At 68.0% G+C, this 15657-nt stretch carries 16 protein-coding genes; 9 read left to right on the plus strand and 7 right to left on the minus strand.

The window, feature by feature from the left end; translation table 11 throughout:
- The first annotated feature begins 181 nt into the window (after window positions 1-181).
- The 5 genes from R3I40_RS01980 (at window position 182) to R3I40_RS02000 (ending at window position 3690) form a co-directional block, all read left to right on the plus strand.
- The gene (locus R3I40_RS01980; RefSeq protein WP_239375536.1) at window positions 182-418 is read left to right on the plus strand and encodes a hypothetical protein; all 237 of its coding nucleotides are present in this window, start codon (window positions 182-184) and stop codon (window positions 416-418) included.
- A 124-nt stretch (window positions 419-542) separates the two neighbouring features.
- Complete coding sequence (locus tag R3I40_RS01985) at window positions 543-1298, plus strand: ATP-binding cassette domain-containing protein (protein ID WP_239375534.1); 756 nt, start codon at window positions 543-545, stop codon at window positions 1296-1298.
- Window positions 1279-2835 carry a hypothetical protein gene (locus R3I40_RS01990; protein ID WP_239375532.1) on the plus strand — a complete coding sequence of 519 codons (1557 nt, stop codon included), beginning with the start codon at window positions 1279-1281 and terminating at the stop codon, window positions 2833-2835. The genes R3I40_RS01985 and R3I40_RS01990 overlap by 20 nt, the downstream gene beginning before the upstream one ends.
- Window positions 2729-3178, plus strand: a complete 450-nt coding sequence (locus tag R3I40_RS01995) for a hypothetical protein (protein ID WP_259923509.1) — start codon at window positions 2729-2731, stop codon at window positions 3176-3178. Before R3I40_RS01990 ends, R3I40_RS01995 begins: the two co-directional genes overlap by 107 nt.
- Entirely contained in the window at window positions 3175-3690 is a 516-nt protein-coding gene (locus R3I40_RS02000) for a hypothetical protein (protein ID WP_239375528.1), read from the plus strand. The genes R3I40_RS01995 and R3I40_RS02000 overlap by 4 nt, the downstream gene beginning before the upstream one ends.
- Here the strand turns inward: R3I40_RS02000 and R3I40_RS02005 are convergent.
- Window positions 3678-4364, minus strand: coding sequence for a response regulator (locus tag R3I40_RS02005; RefSeq protein ID WP_239375527.1), 687 nt, complete (start codon window positions 4362-4364; stop codon window positions 3678-3680). The two genes, R3I40_RS02000 and R3I40_RS02005, sit on opposite strands and share 13 nt — an antisense overlap.
- Before the next feature lie 136 nt (window positions 4365-4500).
- On the opposite strand from R3I40_RS02005, the gene R3I40_RS02010 reads away from it, so the two are divergent.
- Both R3I40_RS02010 and R3I40_RS02015 read left to right on the plus strand, forming a co-directional pair.
- The gene (locus tag R3I40_RS02010; RefSeq protein ID WP_239375525.1) at window positions 4501-4689 is read left to right on the plus strand and encodes a hypothetical protein; all 189 of its coding nucleotides are present in this window, start codon (window positions 4501-4503) and stop codon (window positions 4687-4689) included.
- Between the two features lie 20 nt (window positions 4690-4709).
- On the plus strand, window positions 4710-5900 hold the full coding sequence (locus R3I40_RS02015; RefSeq protein WP_239375523.1) for a sensor histidine kinase: 1191 nt from the start codon (window positions 4710-4712) through the stop codon (window positions 5898-5900).
- 34 nt (window positions 5901-5934) lie between these two features.
- Here the strand turns inward: R3I40_RS02015 and R3I40_RS02020 are convergent, their stop codons facing one another.
- On the minus strand, window positions 5935-6879 hold the full coding sequence (locus R3I40_RS02020) for an ornithine cyclodeaminase (protein ID WP_239375521.1): 945 nt from the start codon (window positions 6877-6879) through the stop codon (window positions 5935-5937).
- A 129-nt stretch (window positions 6880-7008) separates the two neighbouring features.
- Between R3I40_RS02020 and R3I40_RS02025 the strand changes: the two genes are divergently transcribed.
- Window positions 7009-9021: a hypothetical protein gene (locus tag R3I40_RS02025; RefSeq protein ID WP_239375519.1), complete on the plus strand. Its 2013-nt coding sequence runs from the start codon at window positions 7009-7011 to the stop codon at window positions 9019-9021.
- A gap of 40 nt (window positions 9022-9061) precedes the next feature.
- On the opposite strand, the gene R3I40_RS02030 is transcribed toward R3I40_RS02025, so the two are convergent.
- Window positions 9062-9376 (minus strand): hypothetical protein, encoded by a 315-nt coding sequence (locus R3I40_RS02030; RefSeq protein WP_239375517.1) that lies wholly within the window; start codon window positions 9374-9376, stop codon window positions 9062-9064.
- Between the two features lie 178 nt (window positions 9377-9554).
- On the opposite strand from R3I40_RS02030, the gene R3I40_RS02035 reads away from it, so the two are divergent.
- Entirely contained in the window at window positions 9555-11000 is a 1446-nt protein-coding gene (locus tag R3I40_RS02035; protein WP_239375515.1) for a mannitol dehydrogenase family protein, read from the plus strand.
- Between the two features lie 21 nt (window positions 11001-11021).
- Here R3I40_RS02035 and R3I40_RS02040 read toward each other — a convergent pair whose 3' ends face one another.
- The 4 genes from R3I40_RS02040 to fucP all read right to left on the minus strand — a co-directional run bounded on the left by R3I40_RS02040 (window position 11022) and on the right by fucP (window position 15642).
- Window positions 11022-12083 (minus strand): helix-turn-helix domain-containing protein, encoded by a 1062-nt coding sequence (locus R3I40_RS02040; RefSeq protein ID WP_285262443.1) that lies wholly within the window; start codon window positions 12081-12083, stop codon window positions 11022-11024.
- A gap of 167 nt (window positions 12084-12250) precedes the next feature.
- Window positions 12251-13189 (minus strand): ribokinase, encoded by a 939-nt coding sequence (rbsK, locus tag R3I40_RS02045; protein WP_239375511.1) that lies wholly within the window; start codon window positions 13187-13189, stop codon window positions 12251-12253.
- Window position 13190: 1 nt separating this feature from the next.
- A complete protein-coding gene (locus R3I40_RS02050; protein WP_239375509.1) occupies window positions 13191-14240 on the minus strand; it encodes an aldose 1-epimerase family protein in 1050 nt (349 codons plus the stop codon).
- A gap of 1 nt (window position 14241) precedes the next feature.
- The gene (gene fucP, locus R3I40_RS02055; RefSeq protein WP_239375507.1) at window positions 14242-15642 is read right to left on the minus strand and encodes an L-fucose:H+ symporter permease; all 1401 of its coding nucleotides are present in this window, start codon (window positions 15640-15642) and stop codon (window positions 14242-14244) included.
- Window positions 15643-15657: the final 15 nt, after the last annotated feature.

Genomic DNA, 15657 nt, shown 5'->3' on the forward strand with positions numbered 1-15657 from the left:
CCGTGCCCACCATGTGAACGGCGTGTCCGAAGCATGGAAAGCGCGGGCTCCGTCGGCCGACACGGCACGCAGGATGGCCGAACGGACAGGCCATCCGAGTCTTCAGCGGCGACGACCAAATCCGTAGCGTGAATGGTGCGGCCGCAGCCACAACACTTTTCACAAGAAGGATTCTGACGCCATGAATGCAGTCATCCCCGCACCCCTGACCGCCTCACTGTCCGCGCTGTCCGCATCGGTGGACCGTGCGCTCGTCCGCTACGACGCCTGGTACCTCGTGTTCGTCGCCGTGATCCTCGCGCTCGGCGCCACCCTCCTGGCCGGCATGGCCGTGTGGTGCGTCGTCAACCAGAAGGGCACCTTCACCGGCTCATGGCAGTGGGAGAGCGGTGTCAAAGTCAAGATGGAGTGCGCGTGAGCCGGGAATCGGCCCGCTCCCTCTGAGCACCTGACGCTGACGGGTCCTGTCCGAGCACGAGTGACGTCAGGACCCGTCGGCCCCCCTCCTCCCGACCACCGTTCCCGAACCCGCAGGGCGCATCATGACTCTTCGCATCACTGACCTCACCTTCGGCTACACCCCCGTCACCGAAGCGCTTCACGTTCCCTCCCTGCGCGTGGACGCCGGTGAGATCTGCGGACTGATCGGCCCCAACGGCTCAGGGAAGTCCACTCTGGTGAACCTCATCGGCGATGCCCTCGCGCCCCGCACAGGCGCCATCACCGTCAACGGCGCCGACCACGCCTCCAGCGCAGGCCGCGACGACCTCATCGTCCTGTCCAGCAACGAGATCCTCCCGGAGTTCCTCCGCGGCCTCGAGTACATCGAACTGCTCCACCGCATGCACCGCATTCCACTCGACGAGAAGCGTATGGACGCCCTGTTCGAGCGCTACGCCATGGCGGGGCGCCAGCGTGACCTCGTGGAGGACTACTCCCACGGGATGCGCAAGAAGCTGCAGCTCATCGGTGCCCTCATGCTGCAGCGCCCTCTCACCCTCATCGACGAGACCCTCAATGGCGTGGACCTCGACTCCCTGTTCCATGCACGCGAGGACCTCCGCGCCCTCGCCGACGCCGGCAGCGCGATCCTTCTGGTCAGTCATGACTTCCCCCTGCTGGAATCGAGCGCTGAGCGGCTCGTGCTGCTGCGCTCCGGCTTCCTGGAACTGGACCGGCCCATGCCGGATGTGCGCCGCGAGTTTGGCAGCGTGGAAGCACTCGCCCGCACCGCCGTGCTCGCAGCTGATCAGGACGAGCAGCGGGAAGGGGCAGCAGATGCACCCCTCAGCCGCTGAACGCCCCGCCGGACCGGCACTGCGGATCCGCCTGGTGCTGCTGCTCGCCCAGTTCTACGCCCGCTTCATGGTGCGCCGCGTCGTCGCGACTGGGCTGATGGCGAACCCGTCGGCCCGTTGGGGGACGATCCTCACGGGCCTTGCCCTCGTCGCTGTCATGACGGTGGGCGCGTCCCTGTTCCTTCGGCAGATGGCGGGGGCCGACGGGTTCCTGCCCCTCCTGATGGACCTCACCAGCATTTCCATCATCCTGTGGGTCATCATCGCCTTCGCCGTGGTGAAGCTCCTGTTCTCCCGCAGTGCCGGTGTGCTCCGGACGTCTGCGCAGTTGCCGGTGACGGCGAAGGAGCGCGCTGCCGCGCTCATGGTGGTCGAAGCAGGCTTCGTCGCCGCGATCGTCACTGCGGTAACGTTCTCCGGCACCGCCCCCGCCCTCGTCCTGTTCGGGCTCGACGCGGTGGGGCGCGTCCTCACCGGCGTGGTCCTGCCCGCCGCGCTCACCTACCTACTGCTCAACAGTCTGTTCTGCGCGGGCGAGCGGGCTCTGACGGCTCTGGGCTTCGGCCGGCTGAGGGTCCTCATCCTGCTGGTTGTGGTGCTCGGCATGTCGGCCCTGTACTACACCACGGTTCTGCGTCAGACAGTTGCCGTGGCGAACGCGTACACAACTGGGGAGCGCGTGATCGTGGCTCCCGCTGCACTGTCGGCGCTGGCTGATGCGGCGGGATACCCGCTCGCTATCCTCGCCGGCGCGGCGGGGTGCGCGCTGCTGGCCGCACTGTGCCTGGTGCTGTCACCGCGCACCAGGGTGCCGTCCGGCCGGTTCGTTCCGGTGCCCCTCGGCTCGTTCGAGAACGCGTCCGCGGCGCGCATCTTCGCCGCCGCCACGGTCCGCTCGGTGGAGGGACAGCTCGCGATCCTGCTCGGCCTCGCCGCTGGCGCCGCCCTTGCGGTCTCCGGTGCCCCGCCTCTGCTCGGCATGGGCGCGGTGGTCCTGCAGGGCGTCTACGCCTACGAGGGCACTCGGCGCGCCGCGCCGCTCGTGCTGCGCACCCGTTCCCCGCTGAGGCACGCCGCCGTGCTCCTCGGCAGCCAGGTTCTGGTACTGGCGGTGGCGGCGCTGCCGCTGCTGGTGCTCAGCATCGTCATCGGGCAGAGCCTGCAGACCACGGCCCTCGCAGCGGCCGGCCTGGTCAGCGGCACTGTCGTCACCGTTCTCGTCGGGGTGATGGTTCCCCCGGAGAAGGAGAACCCGTTCTCCGTCCTCGTCGGCTTCTCGGTGGTGCTCGTTGTCGGCGTCGGCTCCGTCCTCATGCTCGGCATTGTCCAGGCACCACCGGCGCTCACAGCTTCCCTGATCGTCATCGCCCTGCCGATCCTCTTCTTCACCACCGCTGCGGGTATCCGCATTATCACGGAAAGGACACGTCATGAAGAAGGCACTCCACATCACCAGCCTGCTGTTCGCCGCGGGAATCCTCACCGCGATCATCACGACCGGGGCGCTCCTGTTCGCCATGTTCTCCACCACGGGTGACCAGCAGAGAACCGAAGCCCTCTTCGGCGGGGTCGTATTCGAAACCCATCCCGGTGCAGCCGGCGGCGTGGAAGCCACGATGGGGATCGAGAACCCGTTCGTGATCCTCGGTGTGTTCGCGGTGTGCCTGCTGTTCTGCGTTCTCTTCGATCGGATCGTGCGGGCCCTCGCCCGACGCCGGCGATACCTCCTGCAGCAGCAGAGCAGTGACGCACACGGCCGCGCGGACGGCACCGATGCGACGGCACCGCACCCGGATTCGGTGCATGCGCCCCGCTCCACGGCCCCGGGCCGTCCCGTGGATGCCGGTCGCGCACCATCCACCGGCAGCGCCCGGGCATGACCGCCGCCGTGCGCGCCGCGGCGCGCACCGCCGGGGCTGTTCTGCGGCATGCCCTTGCAGCGGGGGCGCCGCTGGCGCTTCTCCTGGTCGCGGCCGGACTCTGGTGGGCTGCGACGGGCGATGTGGGGGTCCTGCGCGCGGTCGGTTCTGTGGCGCAGCTGTTCGCTTTCGCGGTGGCGGCACCGTTCGCTCTGCACGAGGCGGCGCATGCGGCCGCGCTGGCGTGGGGGCGTTCGCCGGACGCACTCCAAGTTGAGGCTCGCCTGCTGCGAGTGTCGGTGCGGCCGACGGGACCGCTCACTGCGGGCAGGGCCCTGGTGACGGCCTGTGCCGGTCCGTGCGCGACGGCCGCTGGGGGAGTGGTGCTGATCGTCGCCGGGGCACCCGGGGTTATTGGGGTCCTGTGGCTGGCGCACCTGCTGATGCTGGTGCCGCCGTTCGGTGATGGTGCCTCAGCTGTGACGGCGGTGCGGGTGGCCAGTCGTGCGCGTCGGGCGGTTCAGGCGCCGTAGCGCGATGAGTCGGGGTTCGCGAGCGAGGGCGTCACCAGGCCCAGTTCAACCGCGCGCACGAGCAGCTGGAGGCGGTCCCGCACCCCGAGCCGGTCATAGGCGCGCGCCAGGTACTGCTTCACCGCACCTTCGGACAAAAACAGGTCAGCGGCGATCTCCCTATTGTTGAGCCCCCGCGCCAGCAGGCGGATCACATCCATCTCGCGGTCGGTGAGCCGCGGTGCCGTGCCAGGCTGCGGCGCGGGCGGGGCCGACGGGAACTGGACGGCGTGATGAGCCAGCAGCTCCACCACGCTGGGTGCCAGCACCATCGTGTCGTCCATGACAGAGGTGACGGCGTCCACGATGAACTCGGGTGAGGAGTCCTTCGCCAGGTAGCCGGAGGCGCCGGCCCGCAGCGCCGGCAGCACCCAGTCCATGTCCACGAACGTGGTGATGGCGACGCAACGAATACCGAGCTCCCTGGAGATGACGCTGATCGCGTCGATCCCATTCATCACCGGCATGTCCAGGTCGATCAGCGCCACATCGGGAGTGTGCTCGCGGCACAGGTCGATCGCCTCGGCCCCGTCGGCTCCCGAGGCGACAGTGCGCACCTCCTCGGAGGCGTCCAGAAGGTCCCCCAGGGCGCGGCGCATCAGCGGCTGATCGTCCGCAACAACAGCTCGGATCATGGCTCCAACCCTACCGGCGGGCCGGACATCGGCGGAGGGGGCCGACGGGGCCCGCCGCAAATATAGCCGAACGGCCATCCGCCTCGCTGGCCGAACGGGCATTCCTCACCGGGTCCGCTCTGACTACCGTGATCGCATGACCCATATGATCACTTCTCTCGCCCTTGCTGTCAGTGCTGTCGCATCCCCCACCCTGCCGGCAGCTCCGTCGACCAGCATTCCTGCCGCTGCAGCCGTCGGCGCGGCCGCCCGTCATGTGCCCACGGGACCCGTGACCGACGCCTTCTGCACGCTCCTGCCGGAGAAGTACCGCCGCTACTGCTGACGCGTGCTAGCGTCGAGCGCATGACCGAGGGGGCAGGGTTCACGGGGAGACGCGCCGGAGCGCTGATGCGCGTTGGGGTCCTCATCTTCTCCGTGTTCCTGGTCATCGACCACCTTGTGGGGCTCGGCCCGATCGGCCGCGCCGACATCATCGGCGTGCTCGGCCTCATCCTCATTGCAGCGGGCTTCTGCCTCGCTGCGTGGGGCCGCAGCACCGTTGGTCTGGCGTCCCTCCTGGTCGGCGCTGCGATCCTGCTGCTGACCACCAACCGGCTTCTGCTGGTGGTGTATCTGCTGGGCGTCGGCATCGTGATCCTCGCGGTCCGAGCGCCGTGGCGCGTCCTCGCTGTCGGCATGGGATGCATCGCCGCCGGAGTCGCTGCGGTCGCGATGGGGAACCCTGCTGACGTCCGCTCAGCGGTCCTCGCCGCGTCCCTGCTCGTCCTTGCGCCCGCCGCCCTGATCGCCGTGCTGATCTCCATGGTGCGCGCGCGGGTCATGGCAGCGGAGAGGACTCAGCGCGACCACCAGCAGCGTGTACAGGATGCTCGGGATGCGGAGCGTCGCGCGATCGCTCGCGACATGCACGACACCGTTGCTCATCAGATGACCGCGGCGTCCCTTGTATCGGGCTCTCGCCTCAAGTCCCAGGATCCGGAGCAGCTGCGCGAGGCGCTGCGAGAGGTGAACGAGCGGTCCCGTGCGGCGCTCGCGGAACTGCGAGTCATGCTGGCCGCGCTGCGCGACCCTCTGGATGATCCGGTGAGGTTCAACCCGCCGCAGCGGGCTGCGCGCACCGCCAGCACGGCGGATGCTCTCGAATCCCACACCTCCTGGCTCGGCACCCTCGGTCACCGAGTCGAGGTGCACGGCCGTCCGGTCGCCTTCGGGCCGCTCTTGGACTCTGCGGAGACAGCCTGCTCCCTATTCCTGCAGGAGGCGCTGACGAATGCCGGCAAGTACGCCGCCACCTCGGAGCCGATCGTCGTGGAGTTCATCGACGGCGGCGGCTTCATCAGAATCGTCGTCACGTCGGCGATGCCTGTGCGGAGCCGACGGGTCGATGAGTCCCTCAGCTCCGGGTACGGTCTGGTGGCGATCCGGCAGCGCGTCCACACGCTCGGTGGCCGTGCGGCGGCCGGTGCGCAGAACGATCACTGGGTGATGAGCATGAGCCTGCCGACCCACCTGTCCCGGATCGACGCCTCCTGATCAGCCTCGATCGAGGCACTGGCGGCGCTGCTCCTCAGACGCCGGCGGCGCGGGCGACGGCATCCGCGATCAGCAGGTCTCCCATCGCGGAACCGAGGTTCTGCACCACCACGAGCCCATCCGGTCGGCCCTTCTGCAGCCACTCGCCCGTGTATGCGGTTGCCTGCGGGTAGTCCGTTCCGAGCTTCATTGCGCGCAGCGTCTCGAACTGCTCGGGGTCGTCGGCGGCGAGGCTCGCCCGCTGTGCGACGGCACGGCCCGCCACCGATGCGTAGTCGAGCGGCAGCAGGGTGGCGTCAGCCTGGATCTCTGCGGGGTCGAGCTCGGAGCCTCGCAGCCCGATCGGGAGGCCGGAGACGATCACGCCGGCGTCGCGCACCGCGGCGGCACGGTCGGTGGTGGTGCGGATCTCGAGGTCGGGGACGTGCTCGGTCGCCCACTGTTCGAATTCGGTGAGGGCTTCGGTCCGACGGGCCCACAGTGTGAGCGGGCCCCGGGCCGTGCGGCCCTGTTCGCGGTCGCGGGCAGCGAGTGCGTCGATGACGCGGGCGTGGGAGCGTGCCTGCACACCGGCGCCGATGAACGTGATGGGGCGGTCGTCGAGCGCGAGGGTGGCGCCGGTGACGGCTGCGGTGCGCAGTGCGGTCAGCTCACCCGCGTCCATGGTGCAGCGGTTCGCGCCGGTGGCGCCGTCGGAGAGCACCATGATGCCGCCGGTCATCGGCCGTCCCTGGGGCGGGTTGGAGGGGGTGATCGTCACCCATTTGATGCCGAGCAGGCCGCGCTCGGGCCAGGACGCCGGCATGGCGTTGGCGAACCCGTCGGCGGTGTCGCCGCCGACATCGTGCGTGACCTGGGTCTTCGGCACAACGGAGCCCTCACCGTTCGCCAGCGCGATCAGCGCCTCGCGCATCAGATCGATCGATTCGGCGGGGGAGGGGAGGAGCTCACGGACCTGGGCGTCAGAGAAATGCTGCATGCCTCCACCGTAACGACGACTCCGGTGTCTGAACCGAACTGCCCAGATCTGGTCGGTTCGCCTGCGTTGGACTCTGGAAGCCCGTAATGTGCCAAGTGCCCCCTGACAAGCGAGCGAAAGCTGAGCCCAGTGATCGAGCAGGCAGAAGACACCCGATCCGGTCGAATCCTGAACTACGACCACGCATCGATCACTCGAGACGCGGTCAGAGAAGAAATCCGAGACTGGCGACTTGCAACGTTCTCGGTAGCATTGCCGATTCCCGACGGGTGGTGCCAACGCGACGAGGAAGGGGGAGACCTCTTCGTTGATCTGTCATACGGAGACAGTGGGTGGATCTCCGAACGCTACCGCGGCTTGGGAAAGGTCGACCTCTACGACCTGGAGCATGAAGTCTCCGAGGCCGAAGCAACCAGCATGGCGCCAGCCGGAACCAAGGGAGCACTCAGTGCGTACATGCAGGCCTTCCCCTCTAGTCCGGAAAACCGTTTCGGCGCGCTGATGGGTGGGGCTGTGCACCAGCCGCCAACCATTCCTTACGAAACTCCGGCCGTTGAACGAGAAGCCCAGTCCTCCTGCTTCACCCTCTACCCGGACCCAGCCGTTTCGGGCTATGCGTTTGATCTGAAGGACGGCGGGAGAATCCAGCTGCGCGCTGCGGAACTTCTCCAATATCGGGAAGCCGAAGCAATTCCGGATCGTCGCATCGTGCACCGGGTCCTCGTGCTCCACGTAGTTGTGGAGCACTGCTCGTCCGCGAGTCTGCAGTCGATTTCGCAGGGCTTGCGCCGTCCCCGGGCCTACGTCGACGTCAACAGGCCCGACGGAATGAAGCCGTTGACCCCGTCGTACCCGAACTCCCTCCACCCCTTGGAGCACTTCTTCGCACTCGTCCAGAACGACCTCGTTGACCATGCCGTCAACCACCAGTCGTTGCGCACCCTGAAGATGAGCCGTGGTGGCTATCTCGAATTGACAAGGTCTGAGTCCCCAGGCCGCGTTGAGGGCGGGACGAGCGCCGAGGCCGTGCCACGCCGAACGAAGCTGGCGACACCTGAGCGGAGCTGCCTGGCCATTCCGGGTTCTGATGTCCCGCCGCCACCGTTCGATCTGCACTTCGATGACGAACGATGCGAATGGTCCGACGCCGAGAAATGGGGGTGGGTGCTGGCGGGCGGACTTGATGAGTTCGCCGAAGTTCTCCCCGCCGGCGCCGACTCCACAGGCGAAGCCGGAACGATCGGGGACTTTCACAGCTGGACGGTGTGGGTCGAAGAAGGCGGAACAGCGTTTGTTCGCCACGACACGAGGGGCACTGTGAAGAAGCTCCACAAGGGGATCGACAAAGCGTACCGAACCGTCGGCGAGACCGTGTTCCTTGTCCTGGCTCAGACCCGGATGGTGGATCTGCTCGTGCTCAATATGCGGGCGTACAGCGCGCTCCAACGGTTTGCGGAAGACCTCGCCGAGATCGACTCGACCGTGTCCGCTGAGGTGGACCCCGGTCCCAGTGGTGCCGAGCATGGCAAAGACGATGAGTCGCGATGGGAGCGGGCGCAGGCGGACCGTCTGCAGAAGCAGATGGACCGGCTGGAGCGCATCGAAGCGGACTTCGTTCTCTTCCGAGACAGGCTGTGGTTCAACTCGATTCCCCGACGCCGAGTCGATACCCAGATCTTCCTCAAGCTGCGAGACCTGATGGGGGTTGATCGCGCCTATGACGACTTCACCGATGAGCTCGAGCTTCGCCACCAGGTGTATTCCACCCAGCACGCTTCCCAACAGATGAAAGATGCGCGCAGGAGAGAGGAAGCACGCCGCCGGTCTGAGGAGAACCGCCAGGCCGAGGCGGAAATCCGTGCAGGGCGCAGTGAACTGTTGAACATCATCATCGGTGTCGTCGGTACAGCCCTTGCGGCTCCAGCTTTTGTGGAGGCGTTCGCTGGTGAACGGTGGGGAGAAGACGAGACCATGGGGTGGTGGGCCGTCGGTGTCACCATCGGGTTGGCTGCCATTGTGGGGCTTGCAGTGTTCTGTCTGGCGCGTTGGCGGCGTCGTCGTCGTGAAGAGAAGGGGCGGCAACAACTCTGCGGCGATGCCAGCGTCAGCAGTACGACACGGAGAAGTGACCCGTTGCCGTGATCTGGCTCTGTCGCCCAATCGCCCCACCCCACCCTTCACCTCAGGTGTTCAGCCCGGTGCGGCCCTTCAGCTTCGCGATGATCGCGCCCACGAGCACGATCGCCATCAGGCCCCACGTGACCAGCACGATCGGTCCGGGCACGAGGGAGGCGAAGGACCCGTAGGCGGCGGTGCCGATCGTGCCTGCGGCGACCAGCCCGCCGACTCCGCGCAGCAGTGTGCGGCGGGTGGGGGTGCGGGAGCCGACGGGTGCTGCCGCGCGTCGATGCGAGGCGGGGGAGCCCGGCCGAGTCCCGGCGGAAGGGAATGACGAGCATCGTATATCGATGCGCAACGGCGTTGCGAACTGGGTCACAGGATGAGTGTCGGGCCGAGCGCCGCGGCCCAGGGCCTTCGTTCCCTGGTGCAGGCCAGTGCCGAGGAATACAGTGGCGGTATGCCCGCCGGCCCCGTCGGCGGGAAGGCTGCGGCGGTGCCGGGCACGGCCTCGTCGCTGCGGCGCAGAGCCGCGCCGCGATGGAGAGGAGACAGCTGTGACCGCCCTGACCCGCGAGAACCTTCAGACCCGCACTCGCCGCGTGGGGGTGTCCTCCACAGCCGGCACGGCCCGTCCGATCCGCATCGTCCACTTGGGCGCCGGTGCGTTCTTCCGCGCCCATGTCGCCTGGGCCACCGACCACGCCGACCCGGAGGGCGAATGGGGCATCGCCGCGTTCACGGGCCGCTCCGCGAAGCAGGCGAACATCCTCACCGACCAGGACGGCCTGTTCACCCTGCTGATCCGCGGCGACCAGGGGGACGACGCGGAGATCATCTCGTCGGTCTCCGCCGCGCATGACGGCGCCGACATCGACGCCCTCACCCGCCTGCTCGCCGACCCGCAGGTGGCGGTGGTGACGGTGACGATCACCCGCGACGGCTACCCCCTCACTGCCGACGACGCTCTGGACACCGAGGACGCCCGGGTGGTGGCGGACCTGACGGCGCTGGCCGACGGATCCGCAGCGCCCGCCGGGCCGCTGGCGCGCCTCGTGCTGGGCCTGCAGGCCCGCATGGACGCCGTTGCGGGCCCGATCGCGGTGGTGCCGTGCGATTCGATCACGAACAGCGGCCCCGTCACGCGCGAGGCGGTCCTCACCTATGCGCGCGCCCGCTCCGGCGAGCTCGCCGACTGGATCAGCCAGAACGTGTCTTTCTGCTCCACCTCGGTGGATCGCACCACCCCGCCGGCCACCGATGAGGACGCACAGGAGGTGCAGGCGGTGACGGGTCTGCGCGACGCCGTGCCGGCGGTGTGCGAACCGTTCTTCTCCTGGATCATCGAAGGGGACTTCCCGGCGGGCCGGCCCGCGTGGGAGAAGGCCGGGGCGGTGTTCACCGATGACCTCGAGCCGTTCGAGCGCAGGCGCGAATGGCTGCACGACGGCGCCGGCATCCTGATGGCGAACCTCGGTCAGCAGCTCGGCTGCGAGTCCCCGGCGGACGCGATGGCCGATGACTTCGTGCACCGCGCGATTAAGCAGTGGTGGAACGAGGCGGAGCGGCACCTGCCGGCGAGTGTGGATGCGCAGGCGTACCGGCATGCGCTCGCGGACAGGTTCGAGAACAGCCGCATCGACCCGGCGCTCGCGGACATGGCGGTGGACTCCCTGCAGAAGCTGAAGGACCGGATCGTGCCGGTGGCGCTGCTGGAGCTGCGCGCCGGCCGGCTCCCGGAGGGGGCACTGACGGCGATCGCCGCGTGGGTGGAGCGCTGGCTGACGGGCTCGGCGGACCCGGATGCCCAGTCCGACCGCATTGAGCGGGCCCTCGCCGGGGTGGATGGGCAGTTCACCTCGGATGTGGACTGGGAGACCGATGCGGAATCAGCGGCGGAGAAGGTGCGGGTGCTTCTGCAGCTGCTGTCGCCGGAGCTGGCGGCGAACCGTCGCGTGGTCGATCATGTGCGCGCTGAGGTGGCGTCCGAACTGAACGGGTGAGCGGGACCCGTCGGCCGCCCGTCAGGACGCGACGGGCAGTTCGATGGTGTCGACGTCCACGTCGAGCATCCACGCGAGCGTGGTGGGCGGCAGCATGCCCTGCAGCACCTGCTGCAGGTGGGCGTTGATCAGCCACCGGGGGAACGTGCGGGCGGAGGAGGCGATGAGCAGGTCCGTCAGCGGGAGGCCCTTCTTCTCCGCGCGTGCGGAGCGTTTGCCGCGGTCGGCTTCGGTGCGGTCCGCTTCGGACTGCAGGCGGAACAGGTCACTGGTGCTCATGGCGAGGTTGCGGCGCACCCGCTTCGGGGTGCGGATCCGCAGCTGCTCGAGGCGGGCGCCGAGCGCCCGCGTGGGCACGCCCCAACGGCGGAGGATACGGCAGAGAGCGGCGCGGGAGATGCTGTTCCAATCGATGGAGCGCAGTTCGTTCTCCGGCATCAGCAGCTCATCCGCCACGGAGATGACGTCCTGGTCGGTGGGGTTGTCGCGGCCCACGGCGGCCATGGCGAGGTGCATGGCGATGTCCACGTTGGACTGGGTCCAGTCGGCGCTGGTGGGGATGGCGATGATGATGCGGCCCTCCACATCGAGGTGGTGGGGGCGCATGAGTTCGCGGGCGCGGATCACGTCCACGCCGATCTGACCGAGGCGGTTGTCGAGCGCTTCGAGGAACTGAGGGCCCAGGCCCACGCGCAGTTCGTGCGGAGTGCGCGGCAGCGGCGGCGTGGGGTGGATGGTGCCGGACTGGGTGTAGGCATGGCGCAGCTGGTCGAGGAAGACCTCGTCGTCCTCGAACCGGGGCAGCTTCGTGTTCTGCGGGTTCGGCTGGCCGCGCCATTCACGGCGGTCGGACCTGTCACCGGTGACGAGGTAGCGGAGGTCCGCGCCGAGGAAGTCGGCGATGCGCACCAGCTCCGAGGAGGTGAAGGCGCGCTTGTCGTTCACCGAGCGGGACAGAGCATCCGGTGTCATGTCCACGGAGGCGGCGGTGACCTTCTGCGTCACCTGGGCGGCGCGGATGGCGTCACGGACCCTGCTGCCGATCGTTCCGCCGTGTTCTGTGGTGCGCCCAGAGCTGCTCATGGTCCCAGCATACGAAGCGCAGGTGACGGGCAGGTGAACTCCGGTGCTGGTCAGGGCACGGATGTGACCAACCGGATGTGGGATCGTTCACGCACTGACACACGGGCGTGCATCAGAGTTCGCCGCACTCGCCGCCGGCACAGACCCGGCCGCGTGACGCCTCCCGGTCAGGACCCGGCAGTGAGCTCCCGCAGCTGGTTCGCGAACCGGTCCTGGAACTCGCCGGCCCGCGCGTAGGACGTCTGCGTTCCGGCGCGCGTCACCGAATCCGCGGCGTACAGGGTCGCGGTGCGGATCGAGGTTTCGATGTCCCCGGTCTGCACCCACGTGTGGCTGAAGCAGCCGATGAACGCATCGCCCGCACCGGTGGTGTCATGCGCCGCGACCTGCACGCCCTCGATGTGCTCTTCGTGCTCCCCGGTCACCCACAGGGCGCCCTTCGCGCTGAGGGTGACGATGACATGGGTGATGCCCTGCCGCACCAGCACCCGCGCCGCCTTGCGGATGTCGGTCATGTCCTCCACCGGCATGCCCGTCAGCAGCTCCAGCTCCGTCTCGTTCGGGACGAAGAACTGCACCGCCCGGATCCGATCCAGCTCCAGACCGGGGGACGCCGGCGCGGGGTTCAGCAGCACGGGGATGCCGAGCTCCTCACCGAGCGCGATCGCGGCGTACACGGTCTCCAGGGGGATCTCCAGCTGCAGCACGATCAGGTCGCAGCGGGCGATGTCCGCCCGTGCCCGTTCCACATCCGCTGGGGTCAGGTGCGCGTTCGCACCCTTGACGATGATGATCGAGTTGTTCGAATCGGGGTCCACGAAGATCGGTGCCACGCCGCTGGTGGCGTCGGTGCGCAGAACGTGCGTGGTGTCGATGCCGTGGTCGGCGAAGTTCTGCACCGTCGTGTCGGCGAACACGTCGTTGCCTACTCGGGTCACCATGACCACGTCGGATCCGAGGCGGGACGCAGCGATCGCCTGGTTGGCTCCCTTGCCGCCGCATCCGAGGGCGAAGTCGGGCGCCTCCACGGTCTCGCCCTGAGCGGGCATGCGGGAGATGTACGAGATGAGGTCCACCATGTTGGACCCGATGACGGCGATGGCCATGTCAGGACTCCTTGCTGAGGCAGTCGGCGGGGGAGGATTCGAGGCCGGTGCGCACCCGAAACGTGCGGGTCTCACCGGCGCGCAGGCGGATGAGGGTGCCGGCCCGGTCAGCGGCGAGGAACCCTTCGGGGCGGGAGGTTCCCGGCAGTACGAACGCGGCCACCTTCTGGTCCGGGTTGTGGAGGATCCACCGGGTGGCGGTGGGGAACTCGGAGGAGGCGAAGGCGGTGACGAACTGGCCGCCGTTCGGTGCGTCCATCCGGAAGATGAGGTCCTCCCCGTAATGGGGGAGGTCATCGGCGAAGAACACGATCTCCGGGTCGTAGTCCTCCGCGCCCTGCAGGCTCTGCGGGTCCCGTCGGCCGCCCCGCAGCTCCTCGTTGACCTGCTCCCACGCGGGCGTGGGGGTGACGTGCGCGGGCACCGTGTCGCGCAGGCGGAATGCATCGTCCGGAATGGACTGCGTGAAGCGGGCGCCGGGGGAGAACGCGTAGTTCATGTGGCACATGTACTGCAGCGGCATATCGGCGTAGGCGGACAGGTTCGTCACCGTCATCGCGATGTCGAACGTGCTCGCGTCCGCGGTGAGGGTGACCGACGGGGCCGCGAGGTAGTGGTGACCAAAGCCCTTCACGTACTCGCCGTATGAGCGGACGGTCAGCTGGTCCCCGTCGGCCACCAGTTCGGCGGTGTCCAGCGCCATGCAGGCGAACTCGCCGTGCAGCGGGTGGGTGTCCTCCGGGGCGGGGCAGCCCGCGGCGAGCAGTCCCGCATGGAACGCGAAGCAGCCGTAGGTGTCCTCGATGCTGGCGGCGGGGCGCGGCTGGTCGAACATGTTGTCCATGCGGAGGCTGACGCCGTCGAACTCGGCGTCCCAGATGATCTGCCCCATGAACGGCAGCACTTCCACGTGGCCGCGGGAGCTGCGGATCGTGAGGGACTGGATGCCGGTGGGGTAGGTGCGGGCGGTGACCTCGAAGCCGTCGGAGGTGCAGACCACCTGCGGGTCGCTGCGGAACAGGTGGCGCGGCAGGGGGATGGTGAGCGCCATGTCAGAACGCCTCCTCGGTGAGGGATGCGTCCTTCGCGTGGCGGGAGGTGCGGTACTGGGCGATGAAGTAGGTGAGCATCACGGCGAAGCAGACCGCGTTGATGATGAAGCTGAACTGCATGGAGCCGCTCAGGTCCGAGATCAGCCCCTGGACGGCGGGGATGACGGCGCCGCCGATGATCGACATGACGATGATGGCGCCGCCGGTCTCGGTGTAGCGCTTGTCGGTGATCGTGTCGAGGTTGCGGGCGTAGATGGTGGCCCAGCCGGGGCCGAGCAGCGCGGAGGCGACAACGGCGGCGTACACCGCGGTGAAGTTCGGGACCAGCACCACGTACATGACCACGAGGACGCCGAGGGCGCTGTAGATCATCACCACGAGGTCCTCGTTCATGCGGGAGATGAGGAGGTTCGCGATGATCTTGCCGATGAAGAACGCGATGAATGCGGCGATGAGGTAGTTCGCGGCGGTCTTCTCGTTCAGTGTGGTGTCCATGTTGAGGGCGAGGCGGATGGTGAAGGACCACAGGGCGGTCTGCACACCGACGTAGAAGAACTGGGCGATCACGCCGAACACGAACATGCGGTTCTTCAGCAGGTAGGTGAGGGTTTCGCCGACGGGTGCGTGCGCCTTCGCCGCATCCTCATGCTGCGGCTTGCACTTCGGGTACTGGGTGATGGCGATGAGCGCCACGAGGATCACCAGCGCCACGATGATGAGGCGGTACGGGTCGAGGGTGCGGCCGAGCGCGGTCTCGATGATCTGCTGCTTGGTGGCCTCGTCGGGTGCGGCTTCGATGCGGCGGTGGAGGGCGTCGCCGTCGTCGAACACGAGGAACTTGCCGAGGAGTGCGCCGCCGAGGAAGCCGACGGCGGTGAAGGTCTGCGACACGTTCAGCCGCAGGGTGGCGCGGCGCCTCGATCCGATGAGGGAGGAGTAGGTGTTCGCAGAGGTCTCCAGGAAGGACAGGCCGATGGCGATCGCGAACAGGGACGCCAGGAACACGGTGTACGTGCCGACCGTGGAGGCGGGGAAGAACAGCAGGCAGCCGGCGATGTACACGCTCAGGCCGATGAGCAGACCTGCCTTGTAGGAGAAGCGTCGGATGATGCGGGAGGCGGGGATGGCAATGACGAAGTAGCCGCCGTAGAACGCGGACTGCACGAACGCCGAGGCGAAGTCCGAGAGGGTGAAGACCGCTTTGAACTGGGTGATGAGGATGTCGTTCATGGACGCGGCCATGCCCCACATGGGGAAGCAGATGGACAGCAGGATGAACTGGAACATCGGGGTGCGGTCCAGGTAGCCGTTCTTCAGCTGCAGGCTGCGGTCTTTGATCAGCCCCCACGTGGTGTTGGGGGTGCCGCGGTCCTGGTCGGCGGCGGGTGCTGTGGTGGACATCGTCGTCTGCCTTCA

The organism is Helcobacillus massiliensis, from assembly GCF_033106145.1.
Lineage (GTDB): Bacteria > Actinomycetota > Actinomycetes > Actinomycetales > Dermabacteraceae > Helcobacillus > Helcobacillus massiliensis.